Genomic DNA, 21,024 nt, shown 5'->3' with positions numbered 1-21,024 from the left:
AGCAGGGATGACAGCTAGAGGGCGAAGCCGGCGACTAGACTGGGACCATGAGCGTCTTTTCAAAAATCATTGCCGGTGAGATTCCGGGTCGTTTTGTTTGGGCCGACGACGTGTGCGTTGCTTTCGCAACGCTTGAGCCGCACGCTCGCGGGCATGTTTTGGTTGTGCCACGCGCGGAAATTGACCGTTTCACAGATCTTGATGATGAGACGGCAGCGCATCTTTTCATCGTTGCCAAGCGGATCGGCAAAGCCCAGATCGCAGCTTTCGGAGTGGATCGTGCGATGCTGGTCATCGCCGGTCTGGGTGTACCCCACACCCACCTGCACGTTATTCCCGCCGATTCGGAAAACGTCACCAGTTTCGCTTCGGCTCGCAAGGATGTGCCCGGCGCCGAATTGGACGCAGCCATGGAGGAATTGCGTGTGGCCCTACGTGAACAAGGCTGGGAGGCTTTCGTTCCCGAACAACTCGGTTCTCTTGCCTAGGCCAGCCCCACCAGATTCTCAATAAATTCGGCGGTGTCGGTCCAATCCCGTACCGCGTGGGTATCGATGCCGAGCCGGGTAACCGGGTAGTCGTTTCCGGCCGGATCGAGCCGATCCCCCACGAAGAGCATATGGGCGATGGGGATACCAGTTTGCTTGGATAATTCAGCAATTCCGTATGCTTTGTCCACGCCCTTACGGGTAATATCCACGGACGTTGAACCACCTGAGCGCACTTCCAGGTACGGCAGACGCGCTGCGACAGCTTCTCGCAGCGCGTTTTTCTTTTCGCCGCTCGGATCCCAGGCGCGTTTCGCTTCCAGCGGGGCGCTTTGCCCGAGTGCGGAGAAGGTCACCTGGGATCCGCGGTCTTCCAGGATCTCTCCCCAGGTGCTGCTTTCCCACAGCCCGAGCCGCCGTGCTTCTTCTTCCAGGGCCAGGGCAGCATCCCGGCGTTCTTCCGCGGTGAGATTGCGGACGTACACATCGCGCCACTGTCCCTCATCGTGAACGAGGTAGCGGGTTCCGCAGGTAGGCATGAGGTGGAGACGCGCAAGTTCCGCGGGGGTGCCGTCCAGTCCTTCCAGGAGCTGGCTTTCGAACTGTCCGAATTGGCCACCGGAAATCACGCACACTTCATACGTATCGAGCAGTGCCCGCAGGGCCCGCGCCATGCGTTCCGGCAGCGCTGATTTAGAAGGTGCCAGGGTATCGTCCAGGTCAAAAGCAATAAGGCGATAAGACGTCATAGCCACAGTATGGTGCACCGACCGCGCAAATGCGAAATAACTGGGCAGCACTAACCTACCCGCAGGGCAGGTCACCCAGCCCCTGTAACAGGGTAGCCACGCGTTCTTACGACGACGCAGCGGGCTGATACATTGCGATGTATCAGCCCGCTGGTGGGTTGGGAACGGCAGGGTATCTGGCTGGTGAGGAGCCCATACCCCGGCCCCGGAGCGCTAGTCCTGCCTACTGTTCGTCTTTAATGGCTGCCTCGCAGAGTAACCGGGCACCGCCAATAATAAGGAGAGCAACCACGAGGCTGAGGAGGAAGCTGAGGACTCCGGCAAGCGCGACCGTGGCGGGCGTATATTCACCGAAAACGCTAATCATGGCGAAAAGCGAGACAAGCACGTGGCAGCCGGCCACGATAAAGGCGAGAATCATGATGATTGGCGCGATGGAACGCGCTACGCGGGTGGAGAAGCTGGTGGAGAACAGCGCCGCAAAGCCGGAAGGGTTGTGCGGCTGCTGAGGCTGGGGCGGGTAGCCGTATCCCGGAGCTGAGTACGCCGAAGGAGCCCACTGGCCCTGCTGCGGGGCGGGGATATAGCCCTGGCCCTGCGCCTGATTCTGCTGGGTTTGCTGATTCTGCTGATCAAAACCCTGCTGGTAGGACTGCTGTTCCGGCTGGGCGCTCTGCTGACCATAACCGGGGTTATTATCAGGGAACTGGTTATTCTGTTCGCTCATGAGTATTCCTTCCGTAACGAGCGACGGCCACGACGGGATCATGACCCGAGGCACTTCACACTTAAAATACCAAGAAAGTGGAAACGCGCGTACTCATTTCACCACCCGCCGGAAGCGGGTAGGTACCAACTAAGGGTAGCTATCCGAAGCGGCCACCGCGAATAAGACAGATCCAGCACGGGACCTGGCGGCGGGCCGAGGGATAGGGCTACCCGGACATCTTCTGGCAGTATCTCATTCATACCTGAATGATGGCATGAGGTTACGACAGAAAAATCTTGATGTAGCTATCTCTCGGCCCGCTGTGTTCCGGTTCAGGATGGCACCACCACTGGCAGTGCCACCGGCACGTTACACTTCAGCTTTCTCGAGCTCTTCAGCATCCAGCTTCGGGGAGGCACTCACGGTCCCGTGGCGCGCCCGCCGCGAGAAGCGATGGATATCGCCCACGATGACATCATGGCGCTTGGGGAAGAGGAAGTACTTCGAGGCGAGGTTGGCGAAAGCCGCGAACATTTCCCGCCCGGATTGGAGCTGCTGGATATGCAAGGCATTCCACATGAGCCAGGAGAACTTACCGGTAATTGCCGGCAAGTGCGGAATTTCGGTGACCGCGAAACCAACACCCACGGTGGCCATCGTGCCCTTGTCGAAGTAGTCGAAAGGTTCAGTTTCCCTACCCGCCAGATTATTGGCAATGACCTTGGCGATATGCCGTCCGCCCTGAATAGCCGGCTGGGCCAGCTGCGGGAGCCCGCGTTCGCCGCTCACGGCTACGTCACCGGCAGCGAAAACGCCGTCTACCCCTTCCACCTGGAAGTTTTCGTTCACCTGGATACGCCCGCGCGCACCTTGCGGCACGCTCCATTCCTTGACCTCGGGCGGAACGCCCACACCGGAAGACCAGACGATCAGCGAAGCATCAATCCACTGTTCTTCTTCCGTCTTGGTGTTCTTTACCAGGATGCGGTTCTCTTCCACCGCGGAAACAGCCTGGTTGAGAAGCACCTTCACGCCGCGATCTTCAAGGGCACGGTGGGCGGCGTTACGGCTCTTCTCATCGAAAGGCCCGAGAACCGTGGGTGCCATATCCACGAGGATGATCTCAAATTGCTCGGTATCAATACTGGGGTAAAGCGTCTCAAAATCGAAATTACGCAGTTCGGCAATGGCGCCGGCGGTTTCCACTCCGGTGGGACCCGCCCCGCACACAACCACCCGGAAGGGCCCCGGATTCTCAACGGCATCCATGCCGTCCAGCAGTCCGTAGAGCCGGTCGCGGACCTCAAGCGCTTCATCGCGCGTGTACATCGGCAAGGTGTGTTCCGCGGCGCCCTGAATACCAAAGTAAGCAGCGCTCACCCCGGTGGCGAGGACGAGGTAGTCATAAGCCATCGTGCGCTCGTCATCGAGCTCGATGATCTTGTTATCCGTATCCACGTGCTGGAGTTCCCCGAGTACGAAACGCAGATTCTTTTGCTTGCTGCGTAGTGCACGCAGGTTGTAGGTAATATCCCCCGCGTTGAGCGCGCCCGAAGCCACTTGGAAAAGCAGCGGCTTGAACGTAGTGTACGGATTCTTATCAATGAGCGTTACCCGCACGGGAGCCTGGCGGAGGCCACGTGCCGCTTGGATACCAGCAAAGCCACCTCCGACGATGACCACATGCGGTAACGCACTTCCTTTAATATTGTGACTCATAACCCATAACATAGTGGATGTATGAGCTACTTTCCAATACTTTGCGCGAGCGCATAATAGTGACCCTCAGCAAATATCACCGCAGCATAGCAGCAACCAGATCAGCAACCGGAGCAGGTCCCGCCGGGAGGATCCACCGGGCGGCAGCCTTGGTTTCAGTACTGGCCTGCGGCATTGCGAAGCTCTGCGCTATTTCGCGCATCCAGGGAATATCATTGGCGGAGTCCCCCACCCCTAGGGTGTGCGCCGGTTTTAGCCCGCGCGCCCGCAAGGCCAGTTCAATTCCTTCCCATTTGGTCACACCCGGAGCCACCACATCAACGAAATGCGCGTGCCCGCGCACCGCCCCGGGAAACGCCTCCTGCCAGAGTTCACGGAGCCGGTCCAGTTGAGTTTCGGTTCCGGAGAACGAAAGTTTCGTGATGGTATCGGCCGCAAGGCCGGCGACGTCGCCGCGGAGCGGTTCCCGCCCCGCGGAGGCGTTGCGAATAACGTCCTCAAACAAAGGCGCCCCGAAGCTTTGTACGACGACGCCCTCTTCTCCATTGACGACTATCCCAAGACCGTGTTCCTCCGCGAAGCGGATAGCCCGCGCGTAGGCGGTGGCGCCGAGCGGGTGGCGGCGCACCACGGCATGCCCATCCCAGACGATGGAGCCACCTTCGGCCACCACCCATCCGGGAACGCCCGCCGCCGTGAGGATATCGGCAGCCCCGGCAATGATTCGCCCGGTTGCTAAGGTAATCGGGATGCCGGCGGCGTGAAGCTGCTGGAGTACGCCGATATTTTCCGGGAGCACTCGCGAGCTGGCGTCCGTGAGGGTGCCGTCCACATCGAAAAGTACATTCGTGGGGCGGGCGAATTCGCGTTCGTGATAGGTAATGTGCCCGGAGGCGTCCAATACTCCCAGCTGATGGCGAATCTTCATTTTTCGTTATCCCTGTGTGTCTCACAAGATGCTACTTCCCCGCTTAGGAAAACTCGCAGATTTTTTCGAAGTTTACGCTCTCCAAATACACGAAGCCCGCTCATTTCGCTGACTCGTTGCACTTTGTACCACGAGTTGGAACCCAGAATAAGGAGCAATTCACAACCGACAATCCCATATGAACTAATAAGCTCGCGAAGCGCTTTCACTCCAGCATCGATCTCCCCGCTCTTACACTCAATCCAATACATGGACGATTCGCTAAGAATGAGGCAATCAATTTCACGAATAGTACCATCCGGAAAACGAAGCTCCACATTGGGATAGGAAAGTATCTGAGCCCCGGTTGTCTGGCGGATATCAGCAATAACATCCCTGATAAGGAAAACTACCCACCTTTCGAACCATCCACCGTTGAAGAATTGGTAGTAAGTGCCGTCTGCGGCTACGCTGACCGTTATTAACTTTGCTTCGTTGTCGTAGCTGTAAGCTTCGAACACTCCCAAGTTATAGAGAACTGCACAGAACTGAGTAAGGGTGGTCTGTTGAATTCTCGCGAAGCGCTCGATATGAAGATCAAAACTGCGGTCAGAAGCATTCAAGTTATGCATCGCGGAGAGTAGAGGTTTCAGCATGTTACCCCGAGTTCCAATATAGACCGCAATGTATTCAAGTAAGCCATCATATCCGCGCACCTCGTGCATACGTTGCAGTTCCAGGCCCCGCTCTCGGAGAGATTCTTTCAACCAACCAATATCCGGAGCCGAAAGCCCCGAACGTAGGAGGAGGCGCCGATTTTCCCGTAAGGCTAAATAATGGCTTTTCTCGGTTACGTAGGTTTTAGGCAAGAGTAGTGTCTCAAGTAAATCAATGCGTTGCTCGAGCTCAGTTAATTTTTGGCGGGGACGGACATAGGCATCAAGATACTTTTTACATTGACTGAACAACCGCCACACGTGATCACCCTCAACTTATCAAGTAGTTCATTCAATCCTGAAAGATACCTAGTAATCTTAGAGGGGTTGTGGCGACCCTTGTTTAATGAAACTTGGTGGAGCTAAGGGGATTCGAACCCCTGACCTCTTCCATGCCATGGAAGCGCGCTACCAACTGCGCCATAGCCCCAAGCGACTTATAGAACTTTAGTCGGAGAAGAAACGCTTGGCAAATCAGAATCAGATTTTGTGTCGAGCATCGCATTCTTGCAGGTGAGTGCTTAGCCTTCCGGCCCTTCCACCTCAAAGTTTTTCACCGGATCGTGCTCATCGGCGAGGAAACGGTTGAAGCCGGTGAGGCGCCATTGCGGTTTCGTATTCTTACGCCGCTGCAGCATGGCCCAGTGGCAGTTATCCAAACCGCCCAGGCCCTGCCATTGTGCCCCGCACCCGAGGAGCACCCCGAGTCCACAGGTAATCGCCGCGCCATGCGCGGTCACAACCAGCAGGCCGCCATCCATATCTTCGCTGGCTTCCGTGATTGCCGCGGCCACGCGCGCGCCCACCTGTTCCTTTGTTTCCACGCCGACGCCTACGGGTTCCTCCCCGGCCCGCCACTGCGCGAATTCGCGCGGGTAGCGTTCGGCGATCTCGGTGCGGGTCAGGCCTTCAAAGAGCCCGAAACAGCGTTCTTCTAAACGCGCATCGGTTGCCACCTCGAGACCTACCAGCGTGGCGGCCTCGAGAGCGGTGGCATAGGCGCGCTGCAATGGGGACGCCACGAAACGAGCCGGGCCGGCAGCGGCGATATAAGGAGCCACGTAACGCGCCTGGCCCAGGCCTACCGCATTGAGAGGGATATCCGTGGAGCCCTGGATGCGCCAGGCCAGGTTGTAATCAGTTTGGCCGTGGCGCCAGAGCAGGATGCGATCTGCCATCATGCATCTACCCCAGCGGCATCGGCCGCCTCAGAGTCCCCGGATTTCTCAGGTTCCGGGGCGGGCTCGGGCACCGCGGGTGCCTGTACGCCAGTAATAACAGCCTCATCATCAAGCTGGAGATCCACGTGCGGGCAATCAGCCCACAAGCGCGCGAGGGCGTAATCATCACGATCCTCATCGCGCTGAATATGCACGATCAGTTCACCGTAATCCAGGAGCACCCAGCGAGGGTCGAAAGTGAGGCCTTCGCGGCGCAAGCGCTGCCCACCGGCGTCGTCAAGTTTCTCCTCCACGCGATCCACGATGGCGCGCACTTTCGGCTCCGAATCACCGGAAATAATAAGGAACACATCGGAAATGCCGAAACGCTCACCAACGTCGAGAGCTTCAATCGATGTTGCTTTCACCTCTGCCGCAGCAGCGGCTCCAATACGGGCGAGCTCTATCGCGCGGTCCGAAGCTGTCACAAGATCTCCTTGATATCGGGGGTAATACTGGATGCCACAAGATCAACAGGCGCGGCCTGCGCGCCGTGCTGGAGGAAGAAGAACCCGATAACCAGGCCGAGCACCACACTAATAACAATGAGCAGAAGCATGGTCATCGTCCAGCGGCGCGGTGCGGATTCGTCTTCGAGTTCATCTTCGTCCACATATTCGTGCGCGAGCGGATCCGGCTGCGCCGCGGGAACGGAAGCGGGCGGGAACGGCGCTGCGGCGTCGTTCCCGGTGTTTTCTGCTACCGGCGGCGCCGGCTCCTGCTCCGTAACCGAGGCACGCAAAGCATCGCTTTGGGTACGGGCGAGCAAACGCTCGCGTAGGCTACCACCTTCGGAAAACTCCGCCGCCTCTTCCGCTTCGGTAGCCGATACCGGAGCCGGTTCCGAAGCCAATGCGGGTTCCGAAACCGCCGCGGCAGCCGGTGCCGAAGCCGTGAACGGCGGCACAAGCGAGTGTTCTTCTTCGCCAATACTGGCTTCAGTATCAGCTTCGAAACGGTCGAAAACGGAGATGCGCTCCCCTGAGAGCACGGGCGCCGCTACTTCAGCTTCCTCAGCCGCCCCAGCTGCCTCAACAGCTTCGGCACGCTCGGCAAGAATAGCCCGCCGCCGCGTTGCCCGCACCACCGGAATATCCCGGGTGCGCCGCAATTCTTCTACCGGCGAAGCCTCGCCTTCTTCGAGAGGTTTCAAGAGTCCGCGCTCGCGCATCTCGCTGCGTGTGAGGCGCCGCCCGCCCTCGCTCATTTCTTCTCCTCTCGGTACGACTGTCCTTTATTAAGCTTACCCGGTGCCTCGCGCTGGGCATAAAGTTTGTATTTTCGAATGTGCTGCACCACGCCTTCGGGCACCAAATACCAAATGGGCGCGTGGGCTTTCACCCGGTCGCGCACATCCGTGGAAGAAATCGCCATAGCGGGAACCTCCACAATTTCCACGGCATGTTTGGGCAACGCGGATACATCAATCGTATGCCCGGGGCGCGTGACCCCGATAAAACGCGCCATCCCCCACAGTTCCTCGGCGTTCTTCCAGCGCAAAATCTCCGGAATAACATCCGCTCCGGTAATGAAGTACAGATCCGCATCCGGGTAGACCTCACGTAAATCCCGCAGAGTATCCACGGTGTAGGTCAGGCCGCGCCGCTCAATATCCACCCGCGATACCGTGAAGCGGGTATTCGATGCGGTGGCAATAACTGCCATGAGATAACGGTGTTCGGCCGGGCTCACGTGCTGCCCCTGCTTGAAAGCGGGGCGGCCGGTGGGCACAAAAACTACCTCGTCCAGCCCGAAACGATGCTGCACTTCCGAGGCTGCCACCAGGTGACCGTGGTGAATCGGGTCGAAAGTTCCGCCCATGACCCCGATCCGCCGACGCCGGTGCTTACGTTCGTCGAAAGGAATTTGCACCGGTTCGTCTTTATCGGACATGCCCCTCGCCCTCTGCAATCCACGTGGTCGTGGTCATTTCTTCCAACCCCATGGGTCCACGCGCATGCAATTTTTGGGTAGAAATACCAATTTCCGCGCCCAGCCCAAATTCGCCGCCGTCCGTGAACCGCGTCGAAGCATTCACCATGACCGCGGCGCAATCAACCTCGGAGGTGAACCGATTAATGGCACGCTGATTCTCAGCCACAATAGCTTCGGTATGACCGCTCGAATAGCGGGCAATATGCGCGAGCGCCGCCTCAATATCAGGCACCACCGCCACGGCCATCTCCAGAGCCAAATATTCCTTTTCCCAATCTTCTTCCGTTGCGGCCTGCGTGGGAATATCCCCCGCAAAATTCTGCGCGGCCGCATCGCAATGCAGCCTCACGCCGCGTTCGTGAAGCTCACGCAAAATCCGCGGCACAAATTGCGGTGCGATATCCGCGTGGACAAGAAGCGTTTCGGCCGCATTACACACGCTCGGCCGATGCGTTTTGGAATTAACGACGACGGCGCTAGCCCGCTCCACATCCGCGCTGGCATCTACGTACACGTGATTATTGCCCACCCCGGTTTCGATCACGGGGACCAGGGATTCGCGCACGACCGTTTGGATAAGACCGGCGCCCCCGCGCGGAATAACAAGGTCCACCAGGCCGCGCAATTTCATCAGTTCGACGGCGCCTTCACGCCCGAAAGCATCGATAGTCTGCACGCAATCGGGCGGGAAACCGGCCTCCGTTACCGCTTGACGCATGAGTTCGACCAGCACTTCGTTGGTGCGGATGGCGGCGCTCCCCCCGCGCAAGATCACCGCGGATCCGGCTTTGAGGGCCAGGGTGGCGGCATCCACCGTGACATTGGGCCGGGCCTCATAAATCATCCCGATCACGCCCATGGGCACCCGCACTTGCCGCAAACGCATCCCGTTAGCTAAGCGCGAACCGCGGACCACTTCGCCCACCGGGTCGGCCAAGCCCACCACGTGTTCTACCGCCTGGGCAATCCCCTCAATACGTTCCGCATTCAGGAGAAGGCGATCGATCATTCCCGCGGAAAGCCGGCTTTTTTCCCGGGCCACATCCTGCGCATTGGCCTCCACAATACGTGCGGTTTCGCTGCGCAAAATTGCGGCGATACGGCGGAGGGCCTCATTTTTTGACGTGGTTTGCGCCCCGCGCAAAGAACGCGCCGCCTGGCGCGCGCGGCGGGCTACTTCAGCCACGCCCTCGGTTAACGTTGCGGTCATAGCCTCTACTTTAGGCCAGAAAGGCTCCCGTTACCGAATAGGAACAGCGGATGCTTTCCTTCTCGGTATATGCATGATGCCGCCACCCGTATATATTCGGGCAATCTCATGGGAATAGCACTGCCCGCCCCCGCGTTGTAAGTAGCGAGATTTCCACTAAACTCGAGGAGAACCATGGCAACCGTTACTGTCACCGCTGAGAACTTCAACGATACCGTGCATGAAGGCATCGTCCTCTTGGACTTCTGGGCCAGCTGGTGCGGTCCGTGCCGTGCTTTTGGCCCGATTTACGAAAAGGCATCCGAAAAGCACCCCGATATCACCTTCGGAAAGGTGAGCACCGAGGATAGCCCGGAGCTCGCCGCGCATTTCCAGATTCAGGCGATTCCGACCATTATGGCTTTCCGTGATGGCATTCGCGTCTTTGAGCAGGCCGGGGCACTGCCGGCCGGCCCGCTCGAGGATCTCATCGGCCAGGTCAAGGAGCTGGATATGGATGAGATTCGCGCTCGTCTTGCCGCTCACGAAGCCGAGGATTCCGCGAAGAAGGCTGAGTAAGCGCTAGCCTGCTGCGCCATCCAGGAGGCGCCATGCGCGTGAGGGGCGAACTGGTCAATTCCAGTTCGCCCCTCACTGTATTCGTAAAGCGGCCTTACTCCCGGGAAAGATTAGGAAATCTCTGCCCGTCCGAAAAGCACCGGAAGAACTCCGCGCACCAGCGAAGCTAAATCGGTGCGAATGGAGGTGGGGCGGTAAATAATGCCATCCGCCGCCCCCATGCCTAGCCAGGACTCGGTGGTATCCGCAACATCGTAGACTGTTCCCACCACGTGGGCACTGCGGGAGAAGTCCGGACCGCCCAGGGCCTGAACCAGGAAGAGGCGTTCGCGGGCAGCCGTACGGGTAGCTGAAATAATAACGGTCATATCGAGGAGGACCTGCAGGTCAGTATCGTATTCTTCCGCCGCCGTACGCAGAGCAAAACGGGCCTCGCGGGCACGGTGCGCATCGGGCGCGGACAGGCGCATCATCGGGGAAATACCGCAGATCGCGCGCAGATTCAGATTCGGAACATCTTCGGCACACACATGCGGCATGAGGCGTACCCCGGCCGCAATAGCATTTTCCACGTCACTGCGCAGGGCCACGAGGTCGGTAGCCGGGGTGATCGGCAAACTCACCAGGGCCGGGGTATCGCTGGTGTCCTGCTGGGTTCTCGCCACTGCTTCCCGCAACGCCTGGGCCGTGGCGGGTACTTCCACCGCGATATCACCACGGGCGCGCGGACCTAAGCGGCTTGCCGTTTCCATAGCGGAGGCAACGCGGGCGCCGGGAAGCACGAATTCCCCGGAGAACTGGACGAAATCAAGTCCACCTTTCCACGCCGCGTCCGCGCAGGAGGCCAGGTGCGCGATGGAAGCCCCGTGGGCTGGGCGCGCAGTTGCGCCGTCGCCGCAAGGATTCTCACCGCCGCCGAGCGCCGAGAGATCGACTCCTAAAAATGTTTCTCTTAAAACTTCCTCATTCGTGGTTGTGCACAGGGTGGTCAATTGGATGGTCATTAGTACTCACTATCAGGACGAAGACGGGCAGAGGGGGCACTGGCAGGCGCAAGAAGGCGCGCGCTCATAAAGTGGTGATGCCAGCGGCGCCAATGCGCCATGGTAATTCGATAGTCCGCGCACATGCTGGAGGTGAGGCCCTGGAGCGTGACAAACTGCGACATCGAATTCTCCGTTCTTCGTCGGCTCGGATGTTCCGAGCGATTGCGAGGGTGCTATATAAGCACTTGCGATAACGCTAGATCTTTATTGTCCAAGAGGCAAGACAAACACGAGGGTTTTTTGCGCATGTCACTATTCATTTATCATGATTACTATTCAACCACAGTAGTGTAATGCTTCGCTAAATCCTCGGGTTGCAGCGCTATGAACTGGGAGAATAAGAATCCCAAGCCGTGCACCTAGTGGAAAATTATGCACCTTTCCCGTAGTTACAGGTCCGTAAAGTAAGACGTAACACAGATTTACTCAGGCCGAAGCCTTCGCCATGGAGAACTCATTGAAGCACGCTGGACCGGCATAGGCCAAAGGCGCTGCGCCCGCAACTGGGGACGGGCGATCCCAGTGGCGCGACCGGTTAGCCCAGCAGCACGATGTCATTGGCATGCACCACCGGCTTTTTGCCGCGTGCCCCGGTGCTGCCCACCAGCTCAATAAGTTCTTCCACGCTGTAAGCGCTCAAACCCCGGGCGATAACTTCTCCGTGCCCATCGCACAGTTCCACGATATCCCCGGCCGCGAAGCGACCCGAAACTCCGATGACTCCCACCGGGAGTAAAGATGCGTGATTGCTCGTGACCGCCGCGACCGCGCCGTCGTCCAAGGTCACCCGACCGCGGGCGCGTGCCGCGAATTCCATCCAGCGCCCGCGCGCGGACACATGCCGCTTACTCGGCACGAACCAGGTTCCCACATTCTCCCCGGCCACGGCCCGCTGCACATTATCGACATGGGTAAGAATCACACCGACGCCGCCCGAGGTGGCCAATTCAGCCGCCGCCACTTTAGTGCGCATACCCCCGGTTCCCACGGCGGAGCCACGCCCGGTAATCCGCAGTCCCGCCAGGTCTTCCTCGCTGGCCACCTCAGCTATGCGGGTGGCGCCCGCTTCACTGGGGGGCTTGGTATATAGGCCGTCCACGTCGGTGAGTAAAATAAGGGTGCCGGCACCCACAAGGTGAGCGGTGAGCGCGGCCAACCGATCATTATCACCGAAGCGCAATTCGTCAGTGGCAACGGCGTCGTTTTCATTAACAATCGGAACCACCCGCAAACGCAAAAGCGTCCGCATGGCCGTGAGCGCATTAGCGTAGTGGCGCCGATTCGTGACATCAGAGGCGGTGAGGAGTACCTGGCCCACGCTAATGTCATGAGCTTCGAAACGCTCCTCGTAGGCGGCCATGAGGCGGGACTGGCCCACCATGGCCGCGGCCTGCTTTTCCCGCAGGGAGCGCGGACGGCCCAGCTTGAGCGGTCCAATACCGGCCGCTACCGCACCGGAGGACACCAGCACTACATCCACCCCGCGGGAGTGCACCTCCGCGATGGTATTAACAAGAAGATCGAGGGTATCCTGGTGCAGGGCACCGTCCGGCCCGGTCAAAGAGGACGAACCCACTTTGATGACTATTCGACTGGATTTCTCAAGGCAGTCACGCCGGGTCAGCGGGGCGGATGAGGTACCGGACACGAGTCACTCTTTCTTATCTGATGGTTCGGGACACCGCAGGCTAGTTTAGTCCCCTTCCGGAGTCTCTGCCTGCGGGTCCGTCCATATGCCGGCCTCCCGTTCGGAACGCAATTCCTGCCGGGCTTCTTCTTTGGCATCCATACGCTCGTAAAAATCGGCGCGCTTTTCACGCCTGGTGGGGCGGGAACGTTCGGCTTCCACCCGGATATCACGCCCGCGCGGACCGTAAATTTCGGCGACGGCGGCAACGGTCGGTTCCCAATCGAAAACGAAACCGGTCTGCGGCGGGCCGATAACCACCATATCGCCCGGCACCGCACCCAGACGGGCCAGTTCATCTTCGATACCCAGACGATGGAGGCGCTCACCGAGGTATCCAACCGCCTCATCATTGGCGAAGTCGGTTTGCCCCACCCAGCGTTCGGGCTGGCGTCCACGCACATTCCAGAATTCCTGCATACCGTCACGCCGCTTGACGATGGTGAAACGATCATCGCGTTCCCGCGTCAGGTGCAGCACCGGGCGCACCGGTTCGGCAACCTCGCGATTCGCCTTTTCTTCGCGCACCACCCGCGCCAAGTAGAAGGAGAGCTCACGCAGACCTTCGTGGCTGGCGGTGGAGACAGCGAAAACTTCCAAGCCGCGTTCACGCAGTTCCGGGGTCACAAATTCCGCGAGTTCCCGCGCATCCGGGACATCGATTTTATTGAGAATCACCACCCGCGGGCGTTCGGTGAGAGGAAGTTGACCCTCGGTGGGCGGGATATTCGCCGCGTACCGAGCCAGTTCGTGTTCCAGGGTATCCAGGTCCGTGAGCGGGTCCCGCCCCGGTTCCAGTGTGGCGCAATCGATGACGTGGGCGATCACCGCGCAGCGCTCAATATGGCGTAAAAATTCCAGACCGAGCCCGCGCCCTTCCGAGGCCCCGGGGATGAGACCGGGAACGTCGGCAATGGTGTAGCGTTCCTCCCCGGCGGTCACCACGCCGAGGTTCGGAACGAGAGTGGTGAACGGATAATCGGCGATTTTCGGGCGGGCGGCAGACATAGCCGCGATAAGGGAGGATTTCCCTGCGGAGGGGAATCCCACCAGTGCCACATCAGCCACCGATTTCAATTCGAGAACAACATCAAGTTCCTCGCCAGCTTCCCCGAGTAGGGCGAAGCCGGGTGCCTTGCGGCGCGGGGAAGCCAGGGCGGCATTTCCGAGCCCACCCACGCCACCGCGTGCTACCTCGAAAGAATCCCCGGGGCTCACAAGATCCGCGAGCACATCACCTTCGCTGTTCTTCACGACCGTTCCAGCCGGCACCTTGAGCACCAGATCCGCACCGTTCTTGCCGCGCTGGTTATCACCGGCGCCGGGTTGGCCGTTTTCCGCGCTTCGATGCGGGGTGTGGTGGTAGTCCATGAGAGTGGATTCTTGGGAATCCACTTCAAAAATGATGGAGCCCCCGTGGCCGCCATTGGCGCCGTCGGGTCCCCCGAGAGGCTTATACTTCTCCCGGCGCACCGAAACGCATCCATTTCCACCGTTGCCGGCGCGCAGGTGCAAGGTCACCTTATCGACGAACGAGGCCACGTATGCCCTCCCCTTTTTTCTGTAGTGCTGAGGCGTCATTGCGGCGGCGTGACCGCCACGAATAGATGAACGTCTGCGTAGCCGATGCTCGCGCACCGAGTCCGCGTTAACGAATGAGGGGGTGGAGGTTCAAATCCCCCACCCCTCATCATAGGTGCGTGCGGCGCTTCGGCCGCTCCACCTTAAGCCTGGGTCACGACGTCAACGACCTTGCGGTCGCGACGGGTACCGAACTGGACCGTCCCGGCTGCGGTAGCGAACAGGGTGTCATCCTTGCCGCGCCCGACGTTATTGCCCGGATGGAACTTCGTGCCACGCTGGCGAACGAGAATTTCACCGGCGGATACAACCTGACCACCGTACCGCTTCACCCCGAGGCGCTGGGCATTGGAGTCGCGCCCATTGCGCGAGGAAGAGGCGCCCTTCTTATGTGCCATCTGTCTACCTTCTTACTATCTCAAAACTAGCTGCTGACGCGGCAGATCCTATTGGATGCCGGTGACCTTGAGGCGGGTCAGGGGCTGACGATGCCCCTGGCGCTTCCGGTAACCCGTCTTGTTCTTGAACTTGATGATGGAGATCTTCGGTCCCTTTTCATCGCGCACAATTTCCGCGGTAACCTTCGCCGAAATGCCATCGGCAGCCGTGGTGATCTTATCCCCGTCAACGAGCATGATGGGTTCGAGTTCGACGGTATCGCCGACTTCACCTTCCATCCTGTCAACAACCACGACGGTTCCGACAGAAACCTTTTCCTGACGGCCCCCGGCCTTGACGATCGCGTACACCACGTTTGCTCCTGTTGATTACGGCTACTTTTCGCGCTGGACAGCGCACTTAAACGACTGAGTGCCTAAGCACCGACCATCTACTTTACTGCGTCGACCCGCTTTCTTACAAGTGAGACAGCGCATGAGACCGGCTGTGTAGCTATGGGATGCGCCACGTACCTCCCGGTCGCAGCGCCGTTCCCACTCCGAACTAGCCTCGGGAATTCGCCGGGAAGCTCAGAACCCCCGCCCCGTTTCCGGTAGAGATGGGACCCGAGGAGACCACGGCGCGGCGTTTAGTGCCACTGCGAGCACCGTTCGCCGGCTCGCGCGATCCGGTATGGATAGCGGACGACGGCGACACCGTCTTTGCGTGGGAGCTAGGAGAAACGGCCGCGTGCGCGGGGCTCACCACACCGGAAGAAACGACCATACCCACCTTCCGCACGCTCCCCGCGCTTGCGGTGCTAGTTCCGGCACCCGCGGTCCCCGTCACTGCGGCATTCTTGGAATCAGCGCCCGGAGTATCCACGACCGCCGTCGCGGTACGTGAGCTCCGACGACGGCGCGTCGCGGGCTGCTTCTCAGGTTTTTCCAGCTTCTCAGCTTTTTCTGGCTTCTGTGAATTCACGGACTTCCCAGATTCAGCGGGCTTACCCGATTTCTCCGACTTGTCCTGATTATCCCGTTTATCCGGCTTCGCGGAATCTTTCTCCTGGCTATCTTTCTGCTGGGCATCAGCATGGCCGGCAGCGGCGATGGAATTCATCATCTGGACAGCCGCCTCACGCTGCGGTGCCGAAGCCTCCCGCCGATTCTTACGCTTGCGGGGCGCGTGGGATTCTTCGTTTTCCTCCACCGGGTGGTCGTGAATGATGTAGCCCCGCCCTTCGCAGGCTTCGCAGACGGTCGAGAAAGCCTCCACGAGGCCCTGCCCCACGCGTTTACGGGTCATCTGCACCAGCCCCAGGGAGGTCACTTCCGCCACCTGGTGACGGGTACGATCCCGCCCGAGGCACTCGATAAGCCGACGCAACACAAGGTCGCGGTTGGACTCCAGAACCATATCGATAAAGTCAATAACCACGATGCCGCCGATATCGCGCAGCCGCAATTGCCGCACGATTTCTTCGGCCGCTTCCAAATTATTACGGGTTACCGTTTCTTCCAGCGAACCGCCCGATCCGGTGAACTTCCCGGTATTAACATCCACTACCGTCATGGCTTCGGTGCGATCAATAACAAGAGTGCCCCCCGAGGGCAGCCACACCTTGCGGTCGAAAGCCTTGGCGAGCTGTTCTTCCACCCGGTAGGCCTCGAAAATATCGCGGGAATCATCCCAGCGGCTCACCCGGTCCATGAGTTCGGGAGATAGTTCTTCCACGTAGGTGGAGATCGTCTCCCAGGCATCCTCACCCTGCACGCGCAGGGAATCGAAATCTTCGTTAAAGATATCGCGTACAACTCGCACAGCCAGTTCCGGTTCGCTCTTGAGAACCTGCGGTGCGGTTTTCGCCGCCTTGGCCTTACGCTGAATTTCTTTCCAGCTCTTCGTCAGGCGTTCCACGTCATTCTTGAGCTGCTCCGCGGTAGCACCTTCGGCGGCGGTGCGCACAATGACGCCGTGATCTTCCGGCACAATTTCTTTGAGAAGCTTCTTGAGACGCGAGCGTTCCGAATCGGGAAGCTTACGCGAAATACCGGTCATATCCCCACCGGGAACAAGTACCAGATGGCGCCCGGCGAGGGTGACCTGGCTGGTCAGCCGCGCACCCTTATGGCCGATAGGATCCTTGGTGACCTGCACGAGCACGGTATCTCCGGACTTGAGCGCCTGCTCAATCCGGCGGTTCTTGCCGGTAACCCCGGCGGCCTTCCAATCCACTTCGCCAGCATAAAGAACCGCGTTGCGTCCCTTACCGATATCAACAAAAGCGGCTTCCATCGAGGGCAGCACATTTTGCACCCGCCCCAGGTACACATTGCCGACCATGGAAATCTGGGTGTGCCGCGCCACGTAGTGCTCTACGAGCACATCATCTTCGAGCACCGCGATCTGGTTGAGACCGTCGCGTTCCCGCACAATCATGTCGCGTTTAACGGATTCGCGCCGCGCCAGGTATTCCACTTCGGTGATGGATCCGCGCCGACGGGCCGATCCCTCGCGATTCTCGCGGCGCCGAGCCCGCTTGGCAGCCAGGCGAGTGGAGCCCTTGGGAGCTGCCACCTCGTCATCGGAAGAAAGGCTACGACGACGCCTACGGGTGGGCGCTACCGAAGCATCATCCGTTTCCTCGTGGTTGCTTTCTTCAGGGGCGGCGGCGTCGTTCTGGAAACTTCGAGGCGCGCGGGCGGAAGAATCATGCTCGCCACGTTCGCGCCGCCGCGTGCGCCGGGATGGTGACATATCGCCAGAATCGGAATCTGCACCAGCGGAGGAATCGTCATCAATGAGGTAGGTTACCCGGATAGCATTGGCAGCATCGGGTTCCTGGAAGAGTGGAAGATCCGTATTAATACGGAAGCGCGGGATCTCCACCGCCTCTTCTTCGGGTACCGGAATAAAAAACGGACTTGCCGCAGCCGCACTCACGGTGCCATGCTCCGACGCGGTGGCTTCTTTCGCCATTCGTCTACACTTCCCGACAGGCGCGCACCCCGTATCCCATGCGGGCCTGTCACCATTGCGGCCGATGCCGCGCAAGCATATCCACGTTCGAGGGCATATCCGGCGCTCATCATCTGCCGGCCAAGTTCTTCATTGCCTCGAACCCCCGGGGCGATACGGTAGCACCCGGTACACTGATACCGATTCTACATGAGGAGACCTAGGCTGGCGCTGGGAGCTTCCCGAAAACTCCGCAAGGCCAGCTAGCGACCGGAACCTACGATCACCACCACAGAAGCCATCCCGGGACTTTCGTCCCTATTTTTTGAGAGGTGTCGCTAACCTATGTGCCAGATGGCACATGAGTACCGGGCCGGACAAAAGTCCCTCGTGTTCGATACCTCTTATTGCCGCGCGGGTGAGTAGGATCGAGGGTGAAAAAATGATCGCGCCGCTACGGGACCACCGCGGCGATCCACGCGCGATCACACGTGTTACACATCGGAAAGGTGAAAAGGTGGATCCGATCACCCTTGCGCGATGGCAGTTCGGTATTACAACCGTCTACCACTGGCTTCAGGTGCCCCTGACCATTGGCCTGTCTGTCATCGTGGCGTACATGCAAACTAAGGCCCGCAAAACGGGCGATCCGAAGTGGCAGCGGATCACCGATTTCTTCGGCAAGATCCTGCTCATTAACTTCGCGCTCGGCGTTGCCACCGGTATCGTGCAGGAATTCCAGTTCGGCTTGAACTGGTCGGAGTACTCGCGTTTCGTCGGTGACATCTTCGGTGCCCCGCTCGCTTTCGAGGCCCTCCTGGCATTCTTCCTGGAGTCCACGTTCCTCGGATTGTGGATCTTCGGCAAGGGCCGCCTCTCCCCCAAGGTCCACAACCTGACCATCTGGCTTTTCGCTGTGGGTACCGTAGTTTCCTCCGCGTGGATTTTGGCTGCGAACTCCTTCATGCAGGATCCGCACGGCGCGGTCTTCAACCCTGAAACCGGGCGTGCGGAACTGGACGGCATGGGAGGCTTCATCAGCCTTTTCGCCAATACCACCTGGGTGCTCACCTTCCTCCATGCCATGGGCGCCGCATTCACGCTGGCCGGCGTTCTGGTAGCAGGCTTCGCCTTCTGGTGGATGGCCCGCTCTATTCGCCTCTCCGGCAACGAAGTCGAAGCGCGCGAATACTGGAAACCCACCGCTAAAATTGGTCTCAAGGTCACTCTGGTCGCCGCGATTATTGCCGCCCTGTCCGGCCACTACATGGGTCAGCACCTCGGCGTGATCCAGCCTCCCAAGGCCGCGGCCATGATGGGCGTGTGCCAAGGTGAAGAAAACGCCAAGCTTTCCCTTGTCATGTGGGGCAATAGCTGCGAGGATGCTACCTCCATCTACGTTCCGATTCCCGGCCTGGAATCCTTCATGATGACCAACCACTGGTCCGGTCCCGAATCGCGCCTAGAATCCATCAGCGAAGCCAATGAGCGCGTGCGTGACCGCATTCACCAGATGGAGAATGTCAACGCTGAGCTCGTGGAGAAGTTCGATACCGCGTTCGAGAACCAGCAGGTCACTCCGAATGTTTTGGCTTCCTACTATTCCTTCCGCGTCATGGTCGGTGTTGGGATGCTCGATCTACTCATTGCTGTTCTTGGCCTGTGGGTGCTGCGCGGGGATCGCATTATGCGCTCGGAAAGCTGGGGCAAGTTCTGGCTGTGGATGATTCCACTGCAATTCGTGGCGAATTCCGCGGGGTGGATCCTTACCGAAATCGGCCGCCAGCCGTGGATCGTGTACCCAACCCAAATCGACGGTGTCCTCCTCATGACGGATCTGGGTGTATCCCACTCCGTCAACGGTGGCAGCGTCGCTTTCTCCCTGACCACCTTCACGGTGCTCTACTCGGCACTCGGCGTAGTGTGGATCTGGCTTCTGGGCCGCTACCTGCGCGAGGGTATCAATACCCACAAGAAGGTCGTCGAATACGATGCGAAATCTACCCCGAATTTCGTTTACTAGGAGGACCTCATGGAACAAACATTTTTGATGACACTGTGGTTCATCCTCGTAGCGGTCCTGTGGATTGGTTTCCTCGCTCTGGAGGGCTTCGGCTACGGCGTTGGGATGTTCCTCAAGACGTTTGCTCGTAACGAACGCGAACGTCGCGCGATGATCAACTCGATCGGCCCCCACTGGGATGGCAACGAAGTATGGCTGCTCACCGCGGGTGGTGCCACTTTCGCGGCGTTCCCGGAATGGTACGCCACTATGTTCTCGGGCATGTACATTGCGCTCGTCCTTGTGCTCGTCTGCCTTATTATCCGAATCTGCGCTCTGGAATGGCGCAAGATGATCCGCACCGAGCGCTGGCGTAATACCTGGGACACCCTGCACTGCATCGTGTCGTGGATTGTATCGATCCTCTTCGGGGTGGCTTTTGCCAACCTCGTGGCCGGGATGAAAATCGAAGTGGGCAACTACTCCTCCGGTGAGTTCGTGGCCGTGGCACCCGATGCTGTTACCTGGGAAGCGCTTGCGGATAACCATCACTACCTGACCGGCGGGTTCTTCTCACTGCTCACGCCTTTCACCATCCTGGGCGGTTTGGTCACCCTCTCGCTCTTCTTCAGCCACGGAGCGCTGTGGCTCTCGATTAAGACAGCCGGTGAACTCCAATTGCGTTCCATTAACTTGGCTAAGCGCACCACCGTGATCTCCACCGCGATTACCGCGGTCTGGGCTCTGTGGGCCTACTTCGTGTACAGCTCGCAAGTTCTGGCGATTATCCCGCTGGCTATCTGCGCGGTGCTCCTCATCGCGACCGTGGCCGCCACCTGGGCTAACCGGGAGATTCTCGCGTTTGGGTTGCACTTCGCGGCTATTGCCGCAGCGGTGTCCACCATCTTCGCGATGATGGTTCCCTATGTCATGAAGTCGTCGATCAACGAGGCATACTCCCTCACGATCGCGCAGGCTTCGGCTACTGCGCCGACGCAAACCATCATGACCATTGCGGCACTTATTTTCGTTCCGATCGTCCTCGGTTACACGGTGTGGGCATACTCCGTGTTCCGCCGGCGCATTGACGCTGGGCAAATTCCCGAGGAACCCGTGGGATTGGAACCGAAGAAGATCCGCGAGTTCGAGATTCGCTAA

General features: G+C 59.2%; 20 protein-coding genes and 1 tRNA gene. 4 read left to right on the top strand and 17 right to left on the bottom strand.

Annotated elements, in window-relative coordinates:
- Positions 1-47: 47 nt before the first annotated feature.
- Complete coding sequence (locus AC5RK6_RS08390) at positions 48-488, top strand: HIT family protein (RefSeq protein ID WP_435730902.1); 441 nt, start codon at positions 48-50, stop codon at positions 486-488.
- Here the strand turns inward: AC5RK6_RS08390 and AC5RK6_RS08385 are convergent.
- From AC5RK6_RS08385 to AC5RK6_RS08335, 11 genes are all read right to left on the bottom strand, one after another.
- Positions 485-1,237: an HAD-IIB family hydrolase gene (locus AC5RK6_RS08385; protein WP_274735135.1), complete on the bottom strand. Its 753-nt coding sequence runs from the start codon at positions 1,235-1,237 to the stop codon at positions 485-487. The two genes, AC5RK6_RS08390 and AC5RK6_RS08385, sit on opposite strands and share 4 nt — an antisense overlap.
- Positions 1,238-1,460: 223 nt before the next feature.
- Positions 1,461-1,964, bottom strand: coding sequence for a DUF4282 domain-containing protein (locus tag AC5RK6_RS08380; RefSeq protein ID WP_435730900.1), 504 nt, complete (start codon positions 1,962-1,964; stop codon positions 1,461-1,463).
- Positions 1,965-2,315: 351 nt separating this feature from the next.
- Entirely contained in the window at positions 2,316-3,665 is a 1,350-nt protein-coding gene (locus AC5RK6_RS08375; protein WP_435730898.1) for an NAD(P)/FAD-dependent oxidoreductase, read from the bottom strand.
- A gap of 76 nt (positions 3,666-3,741) precedes the next feature.
- Positions 3,742-4,593: an HAD family hydrolase gene (locus AC5RK6_RS08370; protein WP_435730896.1), complete on the bottom strand. Its 852-nt coding sequence runs from the start codon at positions 4,591-4,593 to the stop codon at positions 3,742-3,744.
- The gene (locus AC5RK6_RS08365; protein ID WP_435730894.1) at positions 4,590-5,549 is read right to left on the bottom strand and encodes a hypothetical protein; all 960 of its coding nucleotides are present in this window, start codon (positions 5,547-5,549) and stop codon (positions 4,590-4,592) included. The genes AC5RK6_RS08370 and AC5RK6_RS08365 overlap by 4 nt, the downstream gene beginning before the upstream one ends.
- Before the next feature lie 93 nt (positions 5,550-5,642).
- Positions 5,643-5,718, bottom strand: a tRNA-Ala gene (locus tag AC5RK6_RS08360).
- Between the two features lie 91 nt (positions 5,719-5,809).
- On the bottom strand, positions 5,810-6,469 hold the full coding sequence (locus AC5RK6_RS08355; RefSeq protein ID WP_435730892.1) for a histidine phosphatase family protein: 660 nt from the start codon (positions 6,467-6,469) through the stop codon (positions 5,810-5,812).
- Positions 6,466-6,936 (bottom strand): ribosome silencing factor, encoded by a 471-nt coding sequence (rsfS, locus tag AC5RK6_RS08350; RefSeq protein WP_435730891.1) that lies wholly within the window; start codon positions 6,934-6,936, stop codon positions 6,466-6,468. Before rsfS ends, AC5RK6_RS08355 begins: the two co-directional genes overlap by 4 nt.
- On the bottom strand, positions 6,933-7,715 hold the full coding sequence (locus tag AC5RK6_RS08345) for a hypothetical protein (RefSeq protein WP_435730889.1): 783 nt from the start codon (positions 7,713-7,715) through the stop codon (positions 6,933-6,935). Before AC5RK6_RS08345 ends, rsfS begins: the two co-directional genes overlap by 4 nt.
- The gene (nadD, locus tag AC5RK6_RS08340) at positions 7,712-8,401 is read right to left on the bottom strand and encodes a nicotinate-nucleotide adenylyltransferase (RefSeq protein ID WP_435730888.1); all 690 of its coding nucleotides are present in this window, start codon (positions 8,399-8,401) and stop codon (positions 7,712-7,714) included. The genes AC5RK6_RS08345 and nadD overlap by 4 nt, the downstream gene beginning before the upstream one ends.
- Complete coding sequence (locus AC5RK6_RS08335) at positions 8,391-9,653, bottom strand: glutamate-5-semialdehyde dehydrogenase (protein WP_435730887.1); 1,263 nt, start codon at positions 9,651-9,653, stop codon at positions 8,391-8,393. The genes nadD and AC5RK6_RS08335 overlap by 11 nt, the downstream gene beginning before the upstream one ends.
- 174 nt (positions 9,654-9,827) lie before the next feature.
- Here AC5RK6_RS08335 and trxA point away from each other — a divergent pair, with 174 nt between their 5' ends.
- On the top strand, positions 9,828-10,211 hold the full coding sequence (trxA, locus tag AC5RK6_RS08330; RefSeq protein WP_320757069.1) for a thioredoxin: 384 nt from the start codon (positions 9,828-9,830) through the stop codon (positions 10,209-10,211).
- A gap of 110 nt (positions 10,212-10,321) precedes the next feature.
- On the opposite strand, the gene AC5RK6_RS08325 is transcribed toward trxA, so the two are convergent.
- The 6 genes from AC5RK6_RS08325 to AC5RK6_RS08300 all read right to left on the bottom strand — a co-directional run bounded on the left by AC5RK6_RS08325 (position 10,322) and on the right by AC5RK6_RS08300 (position 17,885).
- A complete protein-coding gene (locus tag AC5RK6_RS08325) occupies positions 10,322-11,215 on the bottom strand; it encodes a hypothetical protein (RefSeq protein ID WP_320757070.1) in 894 nt (297 codons plus the stop codon).
- Between the two features lie 577 nt (positions 11,216-11,792).
- Positions 11,793-12,905: a glutamate 5-kinase gene (gene proB, locus AC5RK6_RS08320; protein WP_320757071.1), complete on the bottom strand. Its 1,113-nt coding sequence runs from the start codon at positions 12,903-12,905 to the stop codon at positions 11,793-11,795.
- 45 nt (positions 12,906-12,950) lie between these two features.
- The gene (gene obgE, locus AC5RK6_RS08315) at positions 12,951-14,486 is read right to left on the bottom strand and encodes a GTPase ObgE (protein WP_435731003.1); all 1,536 of its coding nucleotides are present in this window, start codon (positions 14,484-14,486) and stop codon (positions 12,951-12,953) included.
- 182 nt (positions 14,487-14,668) lie between these two features.
- Positions 14,669-14,923: a 50S ribosomal protein L27 gene (rpmA, locus tag AC5RK6_RS08310; RefSeq protein WP_016442901.1), complete on the bottom strand. Its 255-nt coding sequence runs from the start codon at positions 14,921-14,923 to the stop codon at positions 14,669-14,671.
- A 48-nt stretch (positions 14,924-14,971) separates the two neighbouring features.
- On the bottom strand, positions 14,972-15,277 hold the full coding sequence (gene rplU, locus AC5RK6_RS08305) for a 50S ribosomal protein L21 (protein WP_016442902.1): 306 nt from the start codon (positions 15,275-15,277) through the stop codon (positions 14,972-14,974).
- Between the two features lie 190 nt (positions 15,278-15,467).
- The gene (locus tag AC5RK6_RS08300) at positions 15,468-17,885 is read right to left on the bottom strand and encodes an Rne/Rng family ribonuclease (RefSeq protein ID WP_435731002.1); all 2,418 of its coding nucleotides are present in this window, start codon (positions 17,883-17,885) and stop codon (positions 15,468-15,470) included.
- Between the two features lie 496 nt (positions 17,886-18,381).
- Here AC5RK6_RS08300 and AC5RK6_RS08295 point away from each other — a divergent pair, with 496 nt between their 5' ends.
- Positions 18,382-19,887 (top strand): cytochrome ubiquinol oxidase subunit I, encoded by a 1,506-nt coding sequence (locus AC5RK6_RS08295; protein ID WP_435731001.1) that lies wholly within the window; start codon positions 18,382-18,384, stop codon positions 19,885-19,887.
- A gap of 9 nt (positions 19,888-19,896) precedes the next feature.
- Positions 19,897-21,024, top strand: a complete 1,128-nt coding sequence (gene cydB, locus AC5RK6_RS08290) for a cytochrome d ubiquinol oxidase subunit II (protein WP_416341403.1) — start codon at positions 19,897-19,899, stop codon at positions 21,022-21,024.

Source organism: Actinotignum sp. usb-actsch-213 (genome assembly GCF_059085665.1).
Note: the sequence above shows the minus strand (reverse complement) of the source record. Positions and strands in the feature narration are given on the sequence as shown.

Excerpts from the sequence above, each read along its gene's own strand:
- AC5RK6_RS08390 (WP_435730902.1), top strand. The coding sequence starts at position 48 with ATGAGCGTCTTTTCAAAAATCATTGCCGGTGAGATTCCGGGTCGTTTT.
- AC5RK6_RS08385 (WP_274735135.1), bottom strand. The coding sequence starts at position 1,237 with ATGACGTCTTATCGCCTTATTGCTTTTGACCTGGACGATACCCTGGCA.
- AC5RK6_RS08380 (WP_435730900.1), bottom strand. The coding sequence starts at position 1,964 with ATGAGCGAACAGAATAACCAGTTCCCTGATAATAACCCCGGTTATGGT.
- AC5RK6_RS08375 (WP_435730898.1), bottom strand. The coding sequence starts at position 3,665 with ATGAGTCACAATATTAAAGGAAGTGCGTTACCGCATGTGGTCATCGTC.
- AC5RK6_RS08370 (WP_435730896.1), bottom strand. The coding sequence starts at position 4,593 with ATGAAGATTCGCCATCAGCTGGGAGTATTGGACGCCTCCGGGCACATT.
- AC5RK6_RS08355 (WP_435730892.1), bottom strand. The coding sequence starts at position 6,469 with ATGATGGCAGATCGCATCCTGCTCTGGCGCCACGGCCAAACTGATTAC.
- AC5RK6_RS08345 (WP_435730889.1), bottom strand. The coding sequence starts at position 7,715 with ATGAGCGAGGGCGGGCGGCGCCTCACACGCAGCGAGATGCGCGAGCGC.
- nadD (WP_435730888.1), bottom strand. The coding sequence starts at position 8,401 with ATGTCCGATAAAGACGAACCGGTGCAAATTCCTTTCGACGAACGTAAG.
- AC5RK6_RS08335 (WP_435730887.1), bottom strand. The coding sequence starts at position 9,653 with ATGACCGCAACGTTAACCGAGGGCGTGGCTGAAGTAGCCCGCCGCGCG.
- trxA (WP_320757069.1), top strand. The coding sequence starts at position 9,828 with ATGGCAACCGTTACTGTCACCGCTGAGAACTTCAACGATACCGTGCAT.
- AC5RK6_RS08325 (WP_320757070.1), bottom strand. The coding sequence starts at position 11,215 with ATGACCATCCAATTGACCACCCTGTGCACAACCACGAATGAGGAAGTT.
- rpmA (WP_016442901.1), bottom strand. The coding sequence starts at position 14,923 with ATGGCACATAAGAAGGGCGCCTCTTCCTCGCGCAATGGGCGCGACTCC.
- AC5RK6_RS08300 (WP_435731002.1), bottom strand. The coding sequence starts at position 17,885 with ATGGCGAAAGAAGCCACCGCGTCGGAGCATGGCACCGTGAGTGCGGCT.
- cydB (WP_416341403.1), top strand. The coding sequence starts at position 19,897 with ATGGAACAAACATTTTTGATGACACTGTGGTTCATCCTCGTAGCGGTC.